Raw genomic sequence first — 17323 nt, 5'->3', positions numbered from 1 at the left:
TAGTAGCGTACCACCGGCCCCCTGCCGGGTTCCTTCTTTGTTTTTTATTGCTAACTTTTTGTTGTCTCAATGTCGACTCCCTGGCTTCCCCTCACCGAATCTGAACAAATTACCGACCTCGCCCGTGCTTCGCACGAGCAGCCAATCCTGATTTTCAAGCACAGCACTACCTGCTCCATCAGCGCGGCTGCCAAGGGCAAGATTGAGCGGCAGTGGGCCGATAGCGGCCTCGACCTGCCCATCTATTACCTCGACCTGCTGCGTTTTCGCCCCCTTTCGGCCCAGATTGCCGAGCAGTTCAGCATTCGCCACGAATCGCCGCAGCTGCTGCTCATCAAGGACGGTGCCTGCACTTTTGATGCCTCGCACATGGCCATCCGCCTCAATGATGTGAAATCAGCCGTGAATAGCTGAGGATAAAAAGCGAGTCATGCTTCATCTTGTGTCCGCCTGCGGTAGCGATGCTTCGGCAGGCGGACACAAGATGAAGCATGACTTTTTTTATTCATTGGTTTGCCTTACTCCTTGTATTCGAACACGATATTCTGTCGCACATCGGGGTGCAGGCTCAGGCCCACCGGGCAGGTATGGGCCGCACGCTCCAGCAGCGTCCGCTCGTTCGGGGCCAGCGAGGCGGGCAGGGTAAACGTCACGTCGATTTGCGCGATGCGGCGCGGGGCTTCCGGGCTCATGTGCTTCACCACGGCGAAGGAGCTGCCCACCAGGTCCCACTGGTGGCGTTCGGCCACGATGCCCATCACCGTCATCATGCACGAGCCGAGGGCCGTGCTCACGAGGTCGGTGGGCGAAAAAGCTTCGCCCCGGCCATGATTATCGACGGGGGCATCGGTTTGAATAATAGTGCCCGAAGCTACGTGAGTGGCTTCGGTGCGCAGGTGGCCGGCGTAGCGGACGGTGGCGGTGCTCATTAAGTCAGGGAGTTATCTTTACAGAGTTGTTTCTATCGTAGCTAAATTACGTATTACTTGGTGCGCCGTGCCCGTGGCGCCTAGTCGGGCTAGCTTTTTGTCGACCATGCATCCTTTCCCCACCCGTCGTTTTTTTGGTTTGCTGACCACCGGCCTGCTGCTGGCTGCCGGGGCGCGGGCCCAGGCTCCTTTGCGGGCGGCGGCCGTGCCCGTGGGGCCTGCGCCGTCCGACGAGCAGTCATACAGCAAGGAGTTTGTGTTTGGCGTGAACTTCAACACCCAGGGCGGCCTGCTGGGCGGGGTCTCCATCCGGTCGTCGCGCCTGCTCGACGACCGGCTGCTACGCTTCTGGAGCCTAGAGGGGGTGATGCTGAAGAACTCCAAGGAGGAGCGGTATACGTCGCTGGCGGGTGGGAGCTACGTGCCGCGCAAAACCAATTATGCATTCGCCTTGCGGCCCTCGGTGGGTATTCAGCGCATCCTGTTTCGCAAGGCGGCCGATGCCGGGGTGCAGGTCAACGGCCTGCTGAGCGTGGGGCCTTCTATTGGCCTGCTCATGCCCTACTACATCAGCTACGACCGCACCTATGCCAATACGGGCGTGCCCAACCTTTCGACCGACGAAATTGTGAACGAGCAGTTCGACCCCACCAAGCATTTCGTCCAGGATGCCATTCTTGACCGGGGGCCGCTGTTCAGCGGCATCGGGCAGACCAAGGTGGTGCCCGGCATTCATTTGCGGGGCGGCCTGAGCTTTGAGTACGGTCGCTACCGCGATGCCGTGACCGGCGTGGAAGTAGGCTTCCTGGTGGAGGCCTACACGAAGCGCCTGCTCATCCTCAGTCCCGAAGGCCCGGTGGAAGGCGACGTCCTCAACCGCCGGTTTTTCCCCTCCGTTTACCTGACGCTGTATTTCGGCCACCGCTCCTGACGCTGCGCCTAATGAGGAATGGGGAATGAAGAATTTCTCAATAGCGGGCAACGGCACGCACAAATGGGAAAGGAGTGCCATTTGCGCCGTAAATTTGTTGGTGTATTATACTGAATGGGCCAGGGGTAATTCTTCATTCCTCATTCTTCATTCTTCATTGATAAAATGATTGACTTGCCCGTTATTCAGCCCGAAACGGCTGCTCCTGCCCGCCCCCGCAAGCCCGACTGGCTGCGCGTGAAGCTGCCCGTGGGCGAAGAATATGCCGCCGTGCGCCGCCTCGTGGACGAACACAAGCTACACACCATCTGCGAGAGCGGCAACTGCCCCAACATGGGCGAGTGCTGGGGTGCCGGCACGGCCACGTTCATGATTCTGGGCAACATCTGCACCCGCTCGTGCTCGTTTTGCGCCGTGGCCACCGGCCGCCCCACCGAGTACGACCTCGACGAGCCCCGCCGCGTGGCCGAGGCCATTCGGCTCATGAAAGTGAAGCACGCCGTCATCACCTCCGTGAACCGCGACGAGTTGAAGGACCGCGGGGCCAGCGTGTGGCACGAAACCGTGGTGCTCACCAAGCAGCTCAGCCCCGGCACCACCATCGAAACCCTGATTCCGGACGTGAAAGCCAACTGGGACGCGCTGGACGTGATGATTTCGGGCGGCCAGGAAGTGATTTCGCACAACATCGAAACCGTGGGCAGCCTCTATCGCCTGGTGCGCCCCCAAGCCCGCTACGACCGCAGCCTGGAGCAAATCCGCCGCACCAAGGCCGCTGGCCACCGCACCAAATCCGGTATCATGCTGGGCCTGGGCGAGAAAGCCGACGAGCTGTACCAGGCCATGGACGACCTCGTGGCCAACGGCCTCGACATCCTCACCCTGGGCCAGTACCTGCAGCCCACCAGGCGTCACCTCGACGTGGCCGAGTTCATCACCCCCGACCAATTCGCTCACTACAAGGAAGAAGGCCTGCGCCGCGGCCTGAAATACGTGGAAAGCGGCCCGCTGGTGCGCAGCTCCTACCACGCCGAGCGCCACGTAAACGTGCCGGTGTAGCCGAAATAAATAGAAAGCAAAAGAGCCCGTCCAATTTGGACGGGCTCTTTTGCTTTCTATGACCATGAGGGGCTTACCGTTGGGCGGCACTACCGGGAGGATAGGTGCTCAGGATGCCGTTGACAATGCGGTGGGTTTCTGCTTCGTCAATGGTGTTCTGATTGACCTGGGCCTGACCGGTACCGCGCCACGCCAGCTCCTTGCGGCGGGCATCGATGATGTCAATGACCACGGTGCCAGCCTTGTACTGCGTCACGGGCGAGTAGCCCCGGCCGAAGCCACCGTAGCCATAGCCATAGGGGTAGCCAAAGCCATTACCGTACGGCGAGACTTGCTGCTTATCCTCCACGCGGGCACTATAGGCCACGTAGATATCGGGGGCAGTGGTTACTTCGGTCAGGCCCTTCTGAGTCATTTCCGAAGCTACCGAGGCGCGCATGCGCTTGTCGAGAAACGACTCGTAGCCTTTGGCGGGGCCGCTTTCGGCATCGCGGGGCTGCTGCGGGTACCAGGCCCAGGTTTTGTAGGCCCGGAAGTTTACGGCATGGTCAAAGTCGTTGGTGACCCCCACGCGGGAGGCCGTAGTGCAGCCACTGGGGCCCAGCAACAATACAAGTCCGGCCGCGAGCAGCAGCGTGGGGCGACCCAGGAAACGAAGGGTGAAATTCATAAAATTAAAGGGGTGCAAATTGAGAGAAAGGAATGAAAAGCAATTTCAAAAACGATAAAAATGCCATTTCGGTACTTGCGTTATTAACGGAAAAATAGGGCGCTACGTTCAACTGTTTTGCCTCAGGATGGCACTGGATACCAACTGGAAAATCTTTGCATAAGCTTGACTTAACCGGATTTCGTCCTACCTTACTCCCAAAATTCCACCCGATGTCTTTTGTTTGGTCAATGAAAATAACTGCCTTATTGGTTTTGGTCGCTGCGGGCCTGACGTCTGCCTGCTCTTCTGCTCGCGACGAACGAATGCAGAATGCCTCATCTGACCGCGCTCCGGTGGCGCACAACACCATTGTGGACTGCCCCGTGTACGATGGCATGAAGAAAACCTCCACCGTGCTGGCCCAAATGACTACCGGCAACGAAGTGCAGGTCACCGATACCATCAATGCGTATTTCGTGCGCGTGCGGCTGGATAAGAACGGCCAAACCATGACCGGCTACATGGACCGTCGCTGCTTTGGCGAGCGCGGCAACGAGCGCGGCAACCGCAAAGTGAAATAAACTGGTTCGAAACCAGCCCAACGAGGCTAATTAAGCCACTTCCTCTTAAAACCCAAAAAGCCCGATTCAACGAATCGGGCTTTTTGGGTTTGTGAAATCCGTTAGGGATTTTGCGGTTTCTGTTAGTACGAAGGGCCTTTGTCGGCCTGCACCATTTCCTCTTCCTGGTCGACGTACTGCTCAATCGGCGTGCAGCTGCAAATCAGGTTGCGGTCGCCGTAAGCCGAGTCGATGCGGCTCACGGTGGGCCAGAACTTGTTGGCGCGCACGTACTCCATCGGGAACACGGCCTGCTCGCGGGTGTAGGGGCGCGTCCACTCGTGCGCCAGCACGGTAGCGGCGGTGTGCGGCGCGTGCTTCAGCAGGTTGTCCTTGGCATCGGCGCGGCCGGCTTCCACCTCCGAGATTTCCTTGCGAATGGAAATCATGGCGTCGCAGAAACGGTCGAGCTCAGCTTTGCTTTCGCTTTCGGTGGGCTCAATCATCAGCGTGCCCGCTACCGGGAACGATACCGTGGGCGCGTGGAAGTTGTAGTCCATCAGGCGCTTGGCAATGTCCTCAACTTCGATACCGGCCTTTTTGAAGTGGCGGCAGTCGAGAATCATTTCGTGGGCGCAACGGCCGTGGCTGCCGGTGTAGAGCACCGGGTAGTGTGCTTCGAGGCGGGCCTTGATGTAGTTGGCGTTGAGGATGGCCAGCTCGGTGGCGCGTGTCAGGCCGTCGCCGCCCATCATCGAAATGTAGGCGTAGCTGATGGGCAGAATGCTGGCCGAGCCCCACGGCGCGGCCGAAACCGCGCCGTTCACGCGGCCTTCAACGGGCACCACGGCATGGCCCGGCAGGTAGGGGGCCAGGGCGGCCACTACGCCGATGGGGCCCACGCCGGGGCCGCCGCCGCCGTGCGGAATGCAGAACGTTTTGTGCAGGTTGAGGTGGCACACATCGGCCCCGATGGCGGCGGGCGAAGTGAGGCCCACCTGGGCATTCATGTTGGCACCGTCCATGTACACCCGGCCGCCATATTCATGAATCATGTTGCAGATGTCGATGATGGTTTCCTCGTACACGCCGTGCGTGCTGGGGTAAGTCACCATCAGGCAGCTCAGGTTGGCGGCGTGCTTGTCGGCTTGCGCCTTGAGGTCGGCCAGGTCGATGTTGCCGTCTTCGGAGCTTTTCACCACGACTACCTGCATGCCGGCCATTACGGCCGAGGCGGGGTTGGTGCCGTGGGCCGACGATGGGATTAGGGCCACGTTGCGGTGGTGGTCGCCGCGGGCTTCGTGGTAGCCGCGAATAGCCAGCAGGCCGGCGTACTCGCCCTGCGCGCCGGAATTGGGCTGGAGGCTCACGGCATCAAAGCCGGTCACCTCGCAAAGCCAGGTTTGCAGGTCGGCGAAAATCTGCTCGTAGCCTTTGGCCTGCTCGATGGGCGCGAAGGGGTGGAGGCCACCGATTTCGGGCCAGGTCACCGGAATCATTTCGGCGGTGGCGTTCAGCTTCATGGTACACGAGCCGAGTGCAATCATGGAATGCGCGAGGCTGAGGTCTTTATTCTCCAGCTGCTTCATGTAGCGCAGCAGCTCGTGTTCGGCGTGGTGCGTGTTGAAGACGGGGTGCGTGAGGTACTCGCTGGTGCGAATGAGGCTGGTGGGCCAGCTCAGCTCGGCTTCGGCGAGCTCGGCGGCCAGCTGGTCGGCTTCCTTGCCCAGCACTTTGGCGAATATGTCCAGAATGTCGGCTACGTCGCTCAGCTCGGTGTTCTGGTTCAGCGAAACGCCTACCCGTACATCCTCGAAGAAGCGGAAGTTGATGCGGGCGGCTTCGGCTTCCTGCTTCAGGGCCTGCTGCATTTCGGCGCTTTCGAGGCGCAGGTTCAGGGTGTCGAAGTAGTGCGCGTTGGTCTGCTCCACGCCCAGCTTCTGGAGGCCGGCGGCCAGGGTTTGGGCCAGCAGATGGGTGTTGGTGGCAAACTGCTTCAGGCGCTGCGGGCCGTGGTACACGGTGAACATGCCGGCCAGCACGCTCAGCAGCACTTGGGCGGTGCAGATGTTGCTGGTGGCTTTTTCACGGCGAATGTGCTGCTCGCGGGTCTGCAGGGCCATGCGGTAGGCCTTGTTGCCGGCCGCGTCGATGCTCTGGCCGATGAGGCGGCCGGGAATCACGCGCTTAAACTGGTCTTTGGTGGCGAAGAAGCCGGCGTGCGGGCCGCCATAGCCCATCGGCACGCCGAAGCGCTGCGAGTTGCCCACGCACACATCAGCCCCCAGCTCGCCGGGCGAGGTGAGGAGCGTGAGGGCCAGCAAATCGGCCGCCATCACCACGAAAACGTTGTTCTTCTGCGCTTCGGCGATAAAGTCTTTGTAGTCGAACACCTCGCCGTCGGCGGCGGGGTACTGCACCATGGCCCCAAAGAAACCGTCGCCGCTGAGGTCAATCTGGCGGTGGTCGCCCACCACCAGCTCGATGCCGACCGGCGTGGCGCGGGTGCGCAGCAGGTCGATGGTCTGGGGCAGCACCTGCTCCGAAACGAAGTATTGGTGCGCGCCTTTTTTCTTGGTCTGGCTGTGCAGCATGTGCATGGCCTCGGCGGCGGCGGTGCCTTCATCCAGCAGGCTGGCGTTGGCGATTTCCATGCCGGTGAGGTCAATTACCATCGTCTGGTAATTGATGAGGGCTTCGAGGCGGCCTTGGGCAATTTCGGCCTGGTAGGGCGTGTAGGCGGTGTACCAGCCCGGGTTTTCCAGAATGTTGCGCTGGATAACGGGCGGCATGGTGGTGTCGTGGTAGCCCAGACCGATGTAGGACTTGAACACCTGGTTCTGGCCGGCAATCTGCTTGAACTTCGCCAAAAAAGCCCGTTCGCTGAGGGCGGCGGGCAGGTCGAGGGGTTTTTTCAGGCGAATAGCGGGCGGGATGGTTTCGGCGATGAGCTGCTCAAGGCTGTCCACGCCGATGACGCGGAGCATGGCGGCCTGGGCATCGGCCCCGGGCGCATTGTGGCGGGCTTCAAAAACGTCGACTGGCGAGAATTTCAACGACATAATGACGATAATAGGTTGGTGGGAAGCCGTTTCGGCAGGTTGGGTTTCGGGTTCAGATTCCTTAACAAAGGTACGCCCGAAAAGGCCCGACGAACTGCGGGCAAAATCGTAATTTTGGCGCGTGCCCGTCATGCCGAGCGCAGCCGAGGCCTCTCGCGTACAGCAGTAATCCATCGTTAGACGATGCGAGCGAGATGCCTCGGCTGCGCTCGGCATGACGTTTTTCTTTCCCTCTATACCCCAATTCCCACCCCATGTCTCTCACCATTGGCCTCATTCGTGAAGGCAAAACGCCGCCCGACAAGCGTGTGCCCCTCACCCCCAAGAAATGCGTGGAAGCCCAGGCGAGCTTTCCCGGCCTGCGCGTGGTGGTGCAAAGCAGCCCCATTCGCAGCTACGCCGACCAGGAGTACCGCGACCTGGACCTGGAAGTGCGCGAAGACGTGAGCGACTGCGACGTGCTGATGGGGGTGAAGGAAGTGCCCGCCGACCAGCTCATTGCCAACAAAACCTACCTGTTTTTCTCGCACACCGTGAAAAAGCAGCCCGCCAACCGCAACCTGCTGCGCGCCGTGCTGGCCAAAAACATTACCCTTATCGACTACGAGCTGCTGACCAATGCCCGCGGCGAGCGCATCGTGGCGTTTGGACGCTACGCCGGCATCGTGGGGGCCTACAACGGCCTGCTCACCTACGGCCGCAAGCACAAGCTATTCAGCCTCCGGCCCGCGCACCAATGCGTGGATATGGACGACATGCAGGAAGAATTTTTCAAGGTGAAAAAGCTGCCGCCTATCAAAATGGCCATCACGGGCTCGGGGCGCGTGGCACAGGGCGCGCTGGAGGTGCTCGACCGCATGGGCATTCGCCGGGTGAGCGTGTACGACTACCTCTACCACGATTTCAACGAGCCCGTGTACACGCAACTGCTGAGCTCTGACTATAACCGCCGCCGCGACGGCCGGGTGTGGGACACCCAGGATTTTCATAAGAACCCGCAGGAATACGAGTCGACTTTCGGCAACTTTCTGCCCGTTACGGACCTGCTCATTGCCTGCGCCTACTGGCACCCGGCAGCCCCCAGGCTATTTTCCGAAGCCGACACCCAGCGCCCCGATTTCCGCATCAACACCATCGCCGACGTGACCTGCGACGTGAACGGCTCGGTGCCCACCACCAAACGCAGCAGCACGATTGCGGAGCCGGCCTTCGACTACAACCCCGCCACCGGCGAGCTGGAGCCGGCCTACTCGCGCCCCACCAATATCACCGAAATGGCCGTGGATAACCTGCCGTGCGAGCTGCCCCGCAACGCCAGCCGCGACTTCGGCCGGCAGCTGCTCGACAACGTGTTTCCGCACCTGGTGGGCGACGATGCGGCCGGCGTAATCGAGCGGGCCACCATTGCCAAAGGCGGCAGGCTCACGGAGCGGTACCAGTACCTGGCCGACTACGTGGCCGAAACCGTGGAAGTCTAGCCGCTAAATGCCGCGCAGCACCGGGTATTTGGCCTGCACCAGCATGTAGAGCCCGTAGGCTACCAGGCCGGCGGCCACGGCCCCCAGCGCGGCCGGACCCATAGCGGCCAACAGGTCGAAGGCTTCGTCGGTGCTGCCCACGGCCCCGGCCCGCGACTGCTGGCCGGCCTGTATCAGGAAATAGCCGATGAGCGCCACCACAATGCCCCGGGCCGTAATGCCCACCTGCGCCGCCCGGTACACCAGCCGCTGCTGGGTGCTCGACAGGCTGCTGGCATCGACATCAGACTTGAAGCGCCCGGAAAAAGCCCGGTACCCCTGAAACAGGCCAATGCCGATGACGACCACGCCGGCCAGCAGAATCAGCCAGTCGCCGCCGGGCCAGCTGAGGACTTCGGCGGTGAGCGACTTGGGCGCGTCGCCGCCCTTTTCGGCGCGGCCCGGTAGCGCCAGGCGGCCGGCGTAGAGCGCCAGGCCGCTGTAGAAAAGCCCGCTGGCCACAAACCACAGGCGCGTGGCCAGCCCTTTGGCCCCGGAGCCCTTGTCCTCCGTATCGCGGATGGCCTGGGTGAAGCGCCACACGATGTAGCCCAGCAGCCCCACGGCAATGAGCCCCAGCAGTATGCTGCCGCCGGGCACTTCCTGCAGTCGTTGCATGGCCTCTTCCTTATCGGTGCGGGCACCCTGGCGCTGGCCCAGGGCGGCCAGGAGCGTCAACACGCCCATCAGCAGATACACGATGCCAATGGCGGCAAAGCCCAGCCGGGCCAGGGCTTTGATGCCGGACGAGGGCGAACGGGGAACGGCGGCAAGCAGCGGGTTGGATACGGACATGAAAGCGGTACGACTAAGCAGTCGTTCAAAAGTAAATGGGTTGTCAGTTGCTTGTTGTCAGTTGTCAGTCAGGCGATTGTTACCCTACTACCAACTGCCAACTAACGACTAGCAGCTTAAGAAGCACGGTGACGGCAGGCTACGCGGGCTCCGGCGACCGGTGAGAATGGTGCCCGGCAAGCCGTGGCCCTTCTTACAGCCTATACGCGAGCCCCGCGCTGTCTGTATACATAGAAAAAGCCCCTTCTGGTTACAGAAAGGGCCTTTACTGATGAAAATAAGCGGTGGATGAGGAAGGCGCTTACTTCATCGGAAAGAAATCAGTTTAGAAGGTCCGGCTGAACCAGGCTTTGATGTCGTCCATCGCGTGGCCGGTTTTTTCCTGCATGCGGCCGAACCACTCGTCCTGCTTGCCGTCCTCGTAAGTCAGGTCGTCGTCGGTGAGGTTGCCCCACTTCTGCTTGGCTTCGCCTTTCACCTGGTTCCAGTTGCCGCGAGTTTTCAGCTCGGTGTTATCGTTGATGTTATTTTGATTAAGGTCCATGACGGTCGAAAGAAAGGGTGGGTATGAAGTTTGAATTTCTAGGATGTTGTACGCTGCGGTTGCCGGCAGGGTTGAAGCGGATGAGGGAATGCCGAAATCTTGTTGGCGAGGTATGGGCAGCCCGGCAGCTCGGTAGTGGTGAGCTACCGGTGCCGCGAATTGAAGCCAATCAGCAGGCTCACGCGGGTACCGTCTTTGCCCGGTACCACGGCCAGGTTGATGGGGAAGTTGATGCCGTTGGATTGAATAGACGTGCCCATGGCCAGTACCAGGCTGGCCCCGAGCGGCGTCAGGTTCGGTCCCACGCCAAACTCAAAGCCCTTGGCACCGCGTATGCCCAGCAGCCCACTGATGCTGGGTAGAAACTGGCCCTGCTCCAGCCCGCCCACCAGCGGCACCAGCTCTGCCAGCCCGCTGATGCCGTTGGGCAGCCGAAACAGACGGCTCTCGAACTGCCAGCCAAACTGGGTGATAAAGGGGTTGATATCGAGGCCGTTTTCGCGGGCCTTATCCACCACGCCGGCCGAAAGGATGGTGAACCCAATGCGCGGCCCATCCAGGTGAATGGGCTCAGCCAGAATGGCGTCGTTGGGGTCGCTGTTGCTCACCGTAGGTACACCGACTGCTGTGGCTGTGGCTGTGGCTGGCGCAGGAGTGCGCGCTGCGGTGTAAGCAGGCACCGAGTTGAAGACTTCCTTGGTGCCGTTGGCGTAGCGAACCATAAACACGTCGGAGCGCCACACGCTCACGATAGGGCCCTCAAGGTTATCGGTGCGGCGGTACTTTACCTCGGTGGGCGTGATTTCCAGCACTTTCACGGCCAGCTCGTCGCCATTGCGCCGCACGAGGGTGTCCTGGGCGTGGGCTGCCCCACTCACAAAGGCCAGCAGGATAAAAAGTAAAAATGTGCGCATGACGAGTTGGGTTAGGATGAAACGATGCGTAAAGGTGCGCGGCCACCCCATCGGAAGCAACCCAATAGTCGTCATGTTCAGACCTTTGTATTGTCTGGTATTGGAAAATAAAATATTGATTATAAGGTTATTGAATCAATGGAAAAGGATTTTACAGCCAAAATCCGGGTTGTTGTCTGCTAGCGGGTATTCGCGCCGTAATTTTCCCCTATGGACGACCTGCGGACCACGCTATTAACCCTGAGCGCCGACGAGCGCCGCGACTTCGGGGTCTTTATTCAGCGCCAGCGCCGCAAGATGGCGGGCCGGCTCGATTCGCGCCTCTACGAGCTGCTGGTGCAGGCCAAAGTGCTGACCGCGCCCCAGCTCATTGCTAAGCTCTACCCCGACGCGCCCAACCCCGTGGCCTACTACGCGCTGCGCAAGCGCCTCATGCGCCACCTCACCGACTACCTGCTGCTGCGCCAGCGCCAGCTCGACACCACGGCCGCCGCCACCGTGCGCGGCCACCTCACCCTGGCCCAGTACCTGTTCGAAACCGGCATTCCGCGTCTGGCCTGGAACACGCTGCGCAAGGCCGAAAAGCTGGGCCGCGAGAGCGAGCAGTATGAGCCGCTGAATGCCGTCTACAACCTCCAGATTCAGTACGCCGGCTCGCCCCACGCCGTGCCGCTCGATGAGATTCTGCCCCGCTACCGCCTCAACAAAAAGGCCGCCGACGAAGAGGAGCGCGCCAATATTGCCGACAGCCTGCTGCGCCAGCGCCTGCGCGAGTCGCGGGCGCGCGGCCGGGCCGCCGTGCCCGTCGATGCGATTCTGCAAACTATTCTGACCGAATACGACCTGCTGGAAGCCTTTGCCCGTTCGCCCTCGCTGCTGAGCCGGCTCATGTCCATTACCCGCAATGCCATGCTGGTGCGGCGCGATTTCACGTCCTTCGCCGCCTTCATCGAGCGCTGCTACAACCTGATGGAGCGCCGCCATGGCTTCGCGCCGGCCCAGTGCGGCCACCAGCTCAAACTGCTCTACATGCTGGCCCACGCCCTCTACCGCTCGCGCCGCTTTGCCGAGTCGGTGGCGTACCTGGAGAAGGGCAAGGCGCTGTTGGCCACCGCATCGGGCCGTCAGTTTAGCGAATTTGGGCCCCGCTTCACGTTTTTGCTGGCCGCCAACTATGCCTTCCTGCACCGCAATGCCGAGAGCATTGTGTTGCTCGAAGCCATCTTGCGCAACGCGAAGGCGCTTGCCCTCACCGACGACCTCACCGTGCGCCTCCAGCTTACATTTCACTATTTTGCCGAAGGTCAGTTTGCCAAAGCCAACAATACCCTGCTCAGCCTGGCCCGCACCGACCACTGGCTGGAGCAGCATCTGGGCCTGGAATGGATGCTGAACCGCAACATCGGCGAAATGCTCATCCAGGTCGAGCTCGAAAATACCGAGCTGGCCCTGAGCCGCCTGCGCGCCATCGAGCGCACCATCCGCGAGCTGTTTCCGGCCGTGCCAGCCGATGCGACTACGGGTACCGAAGCGGTGCCCACGGGCGGCCCCTATTATCCCGTGTTGGTGTATCTGAACCTAGTGCGCGAGCTGGTGGAAAACCCCCACACTCCCCACGACGGCCACTTCGTCAACCGCGTGACCCACCTGCCGCCTTTCATTTCGCAGGAGCGCGAAGACCTGCAGGTGCTCAGTTTCTACGCCTGGCTGCGGGCCCGCACCCTGGGCCGGCCCTACTACGAAGTGCTGCTGGAGCTGGCCGCTGCGTAGGCTCGGCGCTGACATTACAAAAAAAAGCCCCGTGCCGCTACTGCTGCACGGGGCTTTTGCAAACTAAAAACCACTCAGGTTATTTCTTCACGGCGTCTTTCATGTTCTCTCTGGTTTGCGCGGCCGATTTGGCGGCGGCGTCGCCCATGGCGTCCATCTTGGCACCGGCGGCGTTCATTTTAGCCTCCATCTTGGCACCGGCGGCATCCATTTTGGCACCAGCTGCCTCCATTTTGGCATCCAGCTTGGCACCGGCTTCCTGCGCGCCGGTCTTCATGTTGGCCGAGGCGTTGTCAACGGCCGCACCGGCTGCGGCACCGGCTTCGGTAGCCGTCATGGTGCTGTCGGTAACTACGGTGGCCGTGGTGGTGCCGTCGGCGGTGGTGGTGGTTTCGGTGGTTTTGGTTTGCTCGCAGGCAGTGGCGGTGAAAGCGACAGCGGCGGCAACGAACAGGGATTTCAGCGACATTTTCATGATGTGGAGCAGGTTAGTTAACTTGATGCTGATTAATCAGCCGCATGGGCAAAAGGTAACCCGGTCGCTTGGCCCCGGTCCGAGGTGGGCTAACTTTTTAGTCTCGACGCTAGTATAAACTCCACCTATTCTTTGTTCCCTCTCCCGCTTTCTCATGGATTCCATCGCCAGCACTCCCCAAACACCCGCCACCCCCGAGGTGCCCATGTCCGTGAGCGACCAGCAAAATTCGGCCCTTCTCGACGAGACGCTCACCTTCCTCACCGCCGGCACGCTCAGCAATGCCGGGCCGCAGGGCCGCACCGAAATTGAGCGCTGGGCGGCTGTGCTGGCCGTTTCGGTGCGGCCCGGTCTGGCCAAAATCAAGCAGGAGCTGGCTCAGCTTACCGCGCTGCTGGCCGATGCCAAAACGCCCGCCCACGACATTGCCGAAATTCTGGCCAGCCTGGGCGCCGAAACCGCCAAGGTGGCCGATGATGCCAGTGGCGACTACAGCGCCCCACTCGGCAACCTGAGCAAGCAGCTCATCAAAGCCGCGTCGCTGCTCTCGAAATAATATTCCCGAGCCGGCTCGCTAACCGCCGTAGCGCGAACTTTGCGGTTCGTATCGCCGTGTCTTCCGGGCACGGCGATGCCAACCCCAACATTCGCGCTACGGCCTTTTTATGTCCCCACTCACCCCCGCCGACCTGTTGCCCTACGACCCGTTCGACGGCATGCGGTTTGGCCCCGAAACCTGCTTTCTCAGCGGCCAGCCCGTGGGCCCCGCTGATAGCGTGCCCGTATTCGCCGACTGGCTGCAGGCCCGCTATCACCTCGCCGAGCGCCCCATTCAGCTGCTCGACCAGCGCACCGTCGCCTTCCGCGACCTGCGCCTGCCCGCCAGCCCGGCGGCCCGCCAGCGCATTGAGGAGCTGGAGAGTAGGGTAGCGGCCGCCAGCCTCGAAGGCCCCGCCGCCCTGCGCGCCCTCGGCGACGATACCCTGTTCCTGTGGATGGGCAAAATGTTCTACGGCATCTTCATCACCGAGCTGCTGAACGAGTTCGAGCCCCTGATAAAGCCCAAATATCCGCTGGCCGAAAACGCTGCGCTGGTGCGCCGCTTCCAGGCATTTTTCCAGCTGCTGCAAGGGTTGCGCGTGCCCACCGAGTACGCCGATTTCGTGCCCGGCTCCGTGTTTGTGCTCGAAGCCGACCCCACTGAGGACGTCACACCCTTCGAGTACGACGATGACCTGAACACCCTCGTATTCAGCATAAAGCTCGATAAGGCCGTGCTGGTAGCCTGTCTGGTCGATATCGGCCTCGTGGGCCAGGCCATGCGCAAGGTATACGCCGATGCCCAGCGCCCCCTGCACCCCGTCCAAATCGCCGAGTTCAAGGCCCGGGTGTACTACGCCGCCCATCTGCTGCACGTCGTGCCCGACCTTTACCCGCGCCACCCGCGCCCCGGCGATACCACGCTGGTGTTTGATGCCCTCATTGATGACGTGACCGGGGCTATTTTCAACCCCTGGGAAAACTCGGCCTACACCCAGGCCCTGGCCGAAATGTGGCAGCGCTGGCACATCACCCTCGCCGATGTGGTGGCGATACCCGCCGAGCCGCTGAGCTTGTTGTACGACGAAACCGGCGAACCCCGCGAACTCACCCACTGGCCTATCACCACTTCCAATAACTAATAGCACGTCATGCTGAGCGCAGCCGAAGCATCTCGCGTGCCACACTAATCCAATCGATTGAGTGATTACCACACGCGAGATGCTTCGGCTGCGCTCGGCATGACGTGCGAATTTATACCTATATCTCGTGCAAAAATCTTCGTTCCGCTTCTATTGCCTGCTGCTGTTTCTCCTGCCGCTGCTACCGCTTACGTCCTGCCTCCGCCTCCTGAAGCCCCGGCACGACTTCGCACATTATGCCCCTGCCCCCGTGCCCGATTACAGCCAGGCCAGCAGTTGGGCCGCCCTGCCCACCCGCCACGATTCTGCCCACGCCGTCCCCTCGCAAGCCCGCCTCCGTGACCAGCAGGCCACGGCCGAGGCCGACGTGTTTTTCGTTCACCCCACCACGTATTTCTGGCGCGGCTCTTGGAACGCTGACGTGGGCAACTGCCGTCTGAACCGCTTCACTGACCGCACCACCATTCGCAAGCAGGCCAGCGTGTTCAATGCCGCCGCGCGCATCTACGTGCCGCGCTACCGTCAGGCCACGCTCTTTTCCTTCTTCGACTCTACCGCCCAAGGCAACAGCCGCCAGGCGCTGAACCTCGCTTATACCGATGTGCGAAAGGCTTTTCAGTACTACCTCACGCACTACAACCAGGGACGCCCCATCATCATCGCCGGCCACAGCCAAGGCACCGACCACGCCACCCGCCTCCTGCACGAGTTTTTCGATGATGACCCCAAGCTGCGCCGCCGGCTCGTTGCCGCCTACCTCATCGGCTTCCGGGTGCGGCCCCGCGAGTACAAAACCATTGTGCCCTGCAAGGATTCGCTCGAAACCGGCTGTTTTGTGGCCTACAATTCCGTGGCGACTGGCAACGAATTTCCGGCCTTCAGCCGCGTCGCCGTCACCAACCCCCTCACCTGGACCACCGATACCCTGCTGGCCCCCGCCAGCCTCAACCGCGGCGGCGTCAGCCAGCGCTTCAAGCGCATCGACCCGCACGTAACCGATGCCAAAATCCACGACGGCCTGCTATGGGTTACGCCACCCAAGCCCGGCGGCTACCCACGCTTCCTGCTCCCCGGCGAGTTCATCCTGCGCCACTCCTTCCACATCGCTGATTATAGTCTGTTCTATATGAACATCCGCGAGAACACCAAGGCGCGGGTTCGGGCGTGGCAGCTAAGAACCAAGTAAGTCCCGCTCAAATTGAATGCGCAAGTGCGCAATTTGAGTGTCAGGATTATTTGTGTTAAATGTATCAATTGAATTCCAGAAGTGCGCTTCTTGAAATCCAACAAAATCATTCACTGAAGCCAGTGCTAGATTATGCAACTGGTAAGCAACTGGTCCGGCAAATTTGCCAATAGCAATAGCTCGCTTATCATCTTTTAATGGAGTGGGGATAGTGCGAATATTTAGCAGGAAGTTGTATAAAATTCCTCGATAAGCCGCTTTGCGTAATTCATCCATACCGCAATTAAAACAAAAAAGCCCCGCCGGCACAATGCCAGCGGGGCTTTCAATTTGGTAATCAGCCGCAATTAAGCGCCGATAGCCACACGCTTGAAGTCCGAAACCGTCATGCCTTTCGACTTGCTGTCGAGCAGCTGGGCGATGGTCATCGAGTTGTCTTTCACGAATTCCTGATTCAGCAAAGTGTTGTCCTTGTAGAACTTGTTGAGTTTGCCTTGGGCAATTTTCTCCAGCATAGCCTCGGGCTTGCCTTCGGTGCGGGCCTGCTCTTTGCCTACTTCGATTTCACGCTCGGCAATGGTCGCATCCACACCGTCTTTGTCAACGGCAATGGGCTTCATGGCCACAATTTGCATAGCCACGTCGCGGCCCACGGCAGCAGCGTCAGCTGAACCAACGTTTTTCAGGCCTACGAGTACGCCCTTTTTGCTGTCGGAGTGCACGTACGAAGCCACTTTCTCCGCGGTCAGCGTAGCGTAAGTCACTTCCAGCTTCTCGCCGATTTTGCCCATCAGGTCGGTCACGTGCTCCTGAATGCTCAGGCCATCCGAAGCCTTGGCGGCGAGGATGTCTTCTTTCGTGCCGGCATCGATGCGCACGGCCGTGTCCAGAATTTGCTGAGCCAGCTCGCGGAAGTTAGCCACTTTGGCTACCGATTCGGTTTCGCAAGCCAAGGCCACCAATTTGCCCTGGGTGCCGTCTTCGCTCACGCTCACCAGCACGAGGCCTTCCGAAGTTTCGTTTTCGGCGCGCTTATCCGCGATTTTCTGGCCGTGCTTGCGGAGAATGTCGCGAGCGGCTTCGAAGTCGCCATCGGCTTCCACCAAGGCTTTTTTGCAATCCATCATGCCGGCACCGGTCATGGTGCGGAGCTTGTTTACGTCTGCGGCGGTAATAGCGGCCATTAGAGTAGGTATTGTGAGGGTTGAAGAAGAACATCAAACTCCCCTCCTTTTTTAAGGAGGGGA

The 17323-nt window shown here is 60.6% G+C and carries 18 protein-coding genes; 9 read left to right on the top strand and 9 right to left on the bottom strand.

Features of this window, described 5'->3' with window-relative positions; genetic code table 11:
* Positions 1–69 precede the first annotated feature (69 nt).
* Positions 70–414 carry a bacillithiol system redox-active protein YtxJ gene (gene ytxJ, locus ABD819_RS14210; protein WP_345125391.1) on the top strand — a complete coding sequence of 115 codons (345 nt, stop codon included), beginning with the start codon at positions 70–72 and terminating at the stop codon, positions 412–414.
* A gap of 104 nt (positions 415–518) precedes the next feature.
* Here the strand turns inward: ytxJ and ABD819_RS14205 are convergent, their stop codons facing one another.
* The gene (locus ABD819_RS14205; RefSeq protein ID WP_345125389.1) at positions 519–929 is read right to left on the bottom strand and encodes an OsmC family protein; all 411 of its coding nucleotides are present in this window, start codon (positions 927–929) and stop codon (positions 519–521) included.
* Positions 930–1035: 106 nt separating this feature from the next.
* Between ABD819_RS14205 and ABD819_RS14200 the strand changes: the two genes are divergently transcribed.
* Entirely contained in the window at positions 1036–1860 is an 825-nt protein-coding gene (locus ABD819_RS14200; protein ID WP_345125388.1) for a hypothetical protein, read from the top strand.
* A 165-nt stretch (positions 1861–2025) separates the two neighbouring features.
* Positions 2026–2919, top strand: coding sequence for a lipoyl synthase (lipA, locus tag ABD819_RS14195; RefSeq protein ID WP_345125385.1), 894 nt, complete (start codon positions 2026–2028; stop codon positions 2917–2919).
* A 73-nt stretch (positions 2920–2992) separates the two neighbouring features.
* Here the strand turns inward: lipA and ABD819_RS14190 are convergent, their stop codons facing one another.
* Positions 2993–3589, bottom strand: a complete 597-nt coding sequence (locus tag ABD819_RS14190) for a DUF4136 domain-containing protein (protein ID WP_345125384.1) — start codon at positions 3587–3589, stop codon at positions 2993–2995.
* Positions 3590–3894: 305 nt separating this feature from the next.
* Between ABD819_RS14190 and ABD819_RS14185 the strand changes: the two genes are divergently transcribed.
* Positions 3895–4152 carry an SH3 domain-containing protein gene (locus ABD819_RS14185; protein ID WP_345125382.1) on the top strand — a complete coding sequence of 86 codons (258 nt, stop codon included), beginning with the start codon at positions 3895–3897 and terminating at the stop codon, positions 4150–4152.
* A gap of 122 nt (positions 4153–4274) precedes the next feature.
* Here the strand turns inward: ABD819_RS14185 and gcvP are convergent, their stop codons facing one another.
* The gene (gene gcvP, locus ABD819_RS14180; RefSeq protein ID WP_345125381.1) at positions 4275–7193 is read right to left on the bottom strand and encodes an aminomethyl-transferring glycine dehydrogenase; all 2919 of its coding nucleotides are present in this window, start codon (positions 7191–7193) and stop codon (positions 4275–4277) included.
* A gap of 254 nt (positions 7194–7447) precedes the next feature.
* Between gcvP and ABD819_RS14175 the strand changes: the two genes are divergently transcribed.
* Positions 7448–8671, top strand: a complete 1224-nt coding sequence (locus ABD819_RS14175; RefSeq protein ID WP_345125379.1) for an NAD(P)-dependent oxidoreductase — start codon at positions 7448–7450, stop codon at positions 8669–8671.
* A 3-nt stretch (positions 8672–8674) separates the two neighbouring features.
* Here the strand turns inward: ABD819_RS14175 and ABD819_RS14170 are convergent, their stop codons facing one another.
* The 3 genes from ABD819_RS14170 to ABD819_RS14160 all read right to left on the bottom strand — a co-directional run bounded on the left by ABD819_RS14170 (position 8675) and on the right by ABD819_RS14160 (position 10963).
* A complete protein-coding gene (locus ABD819_RS14170; RefSeq protein ID WP_345125378.1) occupies positions 8675–9505 on the bottom strand; it encodes a DUF1206 domain-containing protein in 831 nt (276 codons plus the stop codon).
* A gap of 325 nt (positions 9506–9830) precedes the next feature.
* The gene (locus ABD819_RS14165) at positions 9831–10049 is read right to left on the bottom strand and encodes a CsbD family protein (RefSeq protein WP_345125377.1); all 219 of its coding nucleotides are present in this window, start codon (positions 10047–10049) and stop codon (positions 9831–9833) included.
* Between the two features lie 143 nt (positions 10050–10192).
* Positions 10193–10963, bottom strand: coding sequence for a hypothetical protein (locus tag ABD819_RS14160; RefSeq protein WP_345125376.1), 771 nt, complete (start codon positions 10961–10963; stop codon positions 10193–10195).
* Positions 10964–11173: 210 nt separating this feature from the next.
* On the opposite strand from ABD819_RS14160, the gene ABD819_RS14155 reads away from it, so the two are divergent.
* On the top strand, positions 11174–12733 hold the full coding sequence (locus ABD819_RS14155; protein ID WP_345125374.1) for a hypothetical protein: 1560 nt from the start codon (positions 11174–11176) through the stop codon (positions 12731–12733).
* Between the two features lie 79 nt (positions 12734–12812).
* Here the strand turns inward: ABD819_RS14155 and ABD819_RS14150 are convergent, their stop codons facing one another.
* Positions 12813–13208, bottom strand: a complete 396-nt coding sequence (locus tag ABD819_RS14150; protein WP_345125372.1) for a hypothetical protein — start codon at positions 13206–13208, stop codon at positions 12813–12815.
* Positions 13209–13362: 154 nt separating this feature from the next.
* Between ABD819_RS14150 and ABD819_RS14145 the strand changes: the two genes are divergently transcribed.
* From ABD819_RS14145 to ABD819_RS14135, 3 genes are all read left to right on the top strand, one after another.
* Positions 13363–13764 (top strand): hypothetical protein, encoded by a 402-nt coding sequence (locus ABD819_RS14145; protein ID WP_345125370.1) that lies wholly within the window; start codon positions 13363–13365, stop codon positions 13762–13764.
* Positions 13765–13873: 109 nt separating this feature from the next.
* Entirely contained in the window at positions 13874–14890 is a 1017-nt protein-coding gene (locus tag ABD819_RS14140; RefSeq protein WP_345125369.1) for a hypothetical protein, read from the top strand.
* A gap of 127 nt (positions 14891–15017) precedes the next feature.
* Positions 15018–16076 carry a DUF3089 domain-containing protein gene (locus ABD819_RS14135; protein ID WP_345125367.1) on the top strand — a complete coding sequence of 353 codons (1059 nt, stop codon included), beginning with the start codon at positions 15018–15020 and terminating at the stop codon, positions 16074–16076.
* Here the strand turns inward: ABD819_RS14135 and ABD819_RS14130 are convergent.
* Positions 16062–16352, bottom strand: coding sequence for a hypothetical protein (locus tag ABD819_RS14130; RefSeq protein WP_345125366.1), 291 nt, complete (start codon positions 16350–16352; stop codon positions 16062–16064). The two genes, ABD819_RS14135 and ABD819_RS14130, sit on opposite strands and share 15 nt — an antisense overlap.
* Before the next feature lie 71 nt (positions 16353–16423).
* Positions 16424–17260, bottom strand: coding sequence for a translation elongation factor Ts (tsf, locus tag ABD819_RS14125; RefSeq protein ID WP_345125364.1), 837 nt, complete (start codon positions 17258–17260; stop codon positions 16424–16426).
* Between the last annotated feature and the right edge of the window lie 63 nt (positions 17261–17323).

It is taken from the genome of Hymenobacter antarcticus, from assembly GCF_039539545.1.
Classification (GTDB): Bacteria; Bacteroidota; Bacteroidia; order Cytophagales; family Hymenobacteraceae; genus Hymenobacter; species Hymenobacter antarcticus.
The sequence above is the reverse complement of the archived record's forward strand: the minus strand, read 5'-3'. Positions and strand labels throughout refer to the sequence as shown.

What these genes read in the sequence shown, in the direction of transcription:
- ABD819_RS14160 (WP_345125376.1), bottom strand. Translation starts at nt 10,963, where the DNA reads ATGCGCACATTTTTACTTTTTATCCTGCTGGCCTTTGTGAGTGGGGCA.
- ABD819_RS14185 (WP_345125382.1), top strand. Translation starts at nt 3,895, where the DNA reads ATGCAGAATGCCTCATCTGACCGCGCTCCGGTGGCGCACAACACCATT.
- tsf (WP_345125364.1), bottom strand. Translation starts at nt 17,260, where the DNA reads ATGGCCGCTATTACCGCCGCAGACGTAAACAAGCTCCGCACCATGACC.
- ABD819_RS14205 (WP_345125389.1), bottom strand. Translation starts at nt 929, where the DNA reads ATGAGCACCGCCACCGTCCGCTACGCCGGCCACCTGCGCACCGAAGCC.
- ytxJ (WP_345125391.1), top strand. Translation starts at nt 70, where the DNA reads ATGTCGACTCCCTGGCTTCCCCTCACCGAATCTGAACAAATTACCGAC.
- ABD819_RS14190 (WP_345125384.1), bottom strand. Translation starts at nt 3,589, where the DNA reads ATGAATTTCACCCTTCGTTTCCTGGGTCGCCCCACGCTGCTGCTCGCG.
- ABD819_RS14170 (WP_345125378.1), bottom strand. Translation starts at nt 9,505, where the DNA reads ATGTCCGTATCCAACCCGCTGCTTGCCGCCGTTCCCCGTTCGCCCTCG.
- ABD819_RS14155 (WP_345125374.1), top strand. Translation starts at nt 11,174, where the DNA reads ATGGACGACCTGCGGACCACGCTATTAACCCTGAGCGCCGACGAGCGC.
- ABD819_RS14130 (WP_345125366.1), bottom strand. Translation starts at nt 16,352, where the DNA reads ATGGATGAATTACGCAAAGCGGCTTATCGAGGAATTTTATACAACTTC.
- ABD819_RS14145 (WP_345125370.1), top strand. Translation starts at nt 13,363, where the DNA reads ATGGATTCCATCGCCAGCACTCCCCAAACACCCGCCACCCCCGAGGTG.
- lipA (WP_345125385.1), top strand. Translation starts at nt 2,026, where the DNA reads ATGATTGACTTGCCCGTTATTCAGCCCGAAACGGCTGCTCCTGCCCGC.
- gcvP (WP_345125381.1), bottom strand. Translation starts at nt 7,193, where the DNA reads ATGTCGTTGAAATTCTCGCCAGTCGACGTTTTTGAAGCCCGCCACAAT.
- ABD819_RS14175 (WP_345125379.1), top strand. Translation starts at nt 7,448, where the DNA reads ATGTCTCTCACCATTGGCCTCATTCGTGAAGGCAAAACGCCGCCCGAC.
- ABD819_RS14165 (WP_345125377.1), bottom strand. Translation starts at nt 10,049, where the DNA reads ATGGACCTTAATCAAAATAACATCAACGATAACACCGAGCTGAAAACT.
- ABD819_RS14200 (WP_345125388.1), top strand. Translation starts at nt 1,036, where the DNA reads ATGCATCCTTTCCCCACCCGTCGTTTTTTTGGTTTGCTGACCACCGGC.
- ABD819_RS14150 (WP_345125372.1), bottom strand. Translation starts at nt 13,208, where the DNA reads ATGAAAATGTCGCTGAAATCCCTGTTCGTTGCCGCCGCTGTCGCTTTC.
- ABD819_RS14140 (WP_345125369.1), top strand. Translation starts at nt 13,874, where the DNA reads ATGTCCCCACTCACCCCCGCCGACCTGTTGCCCTACGACCCGTTCGAC.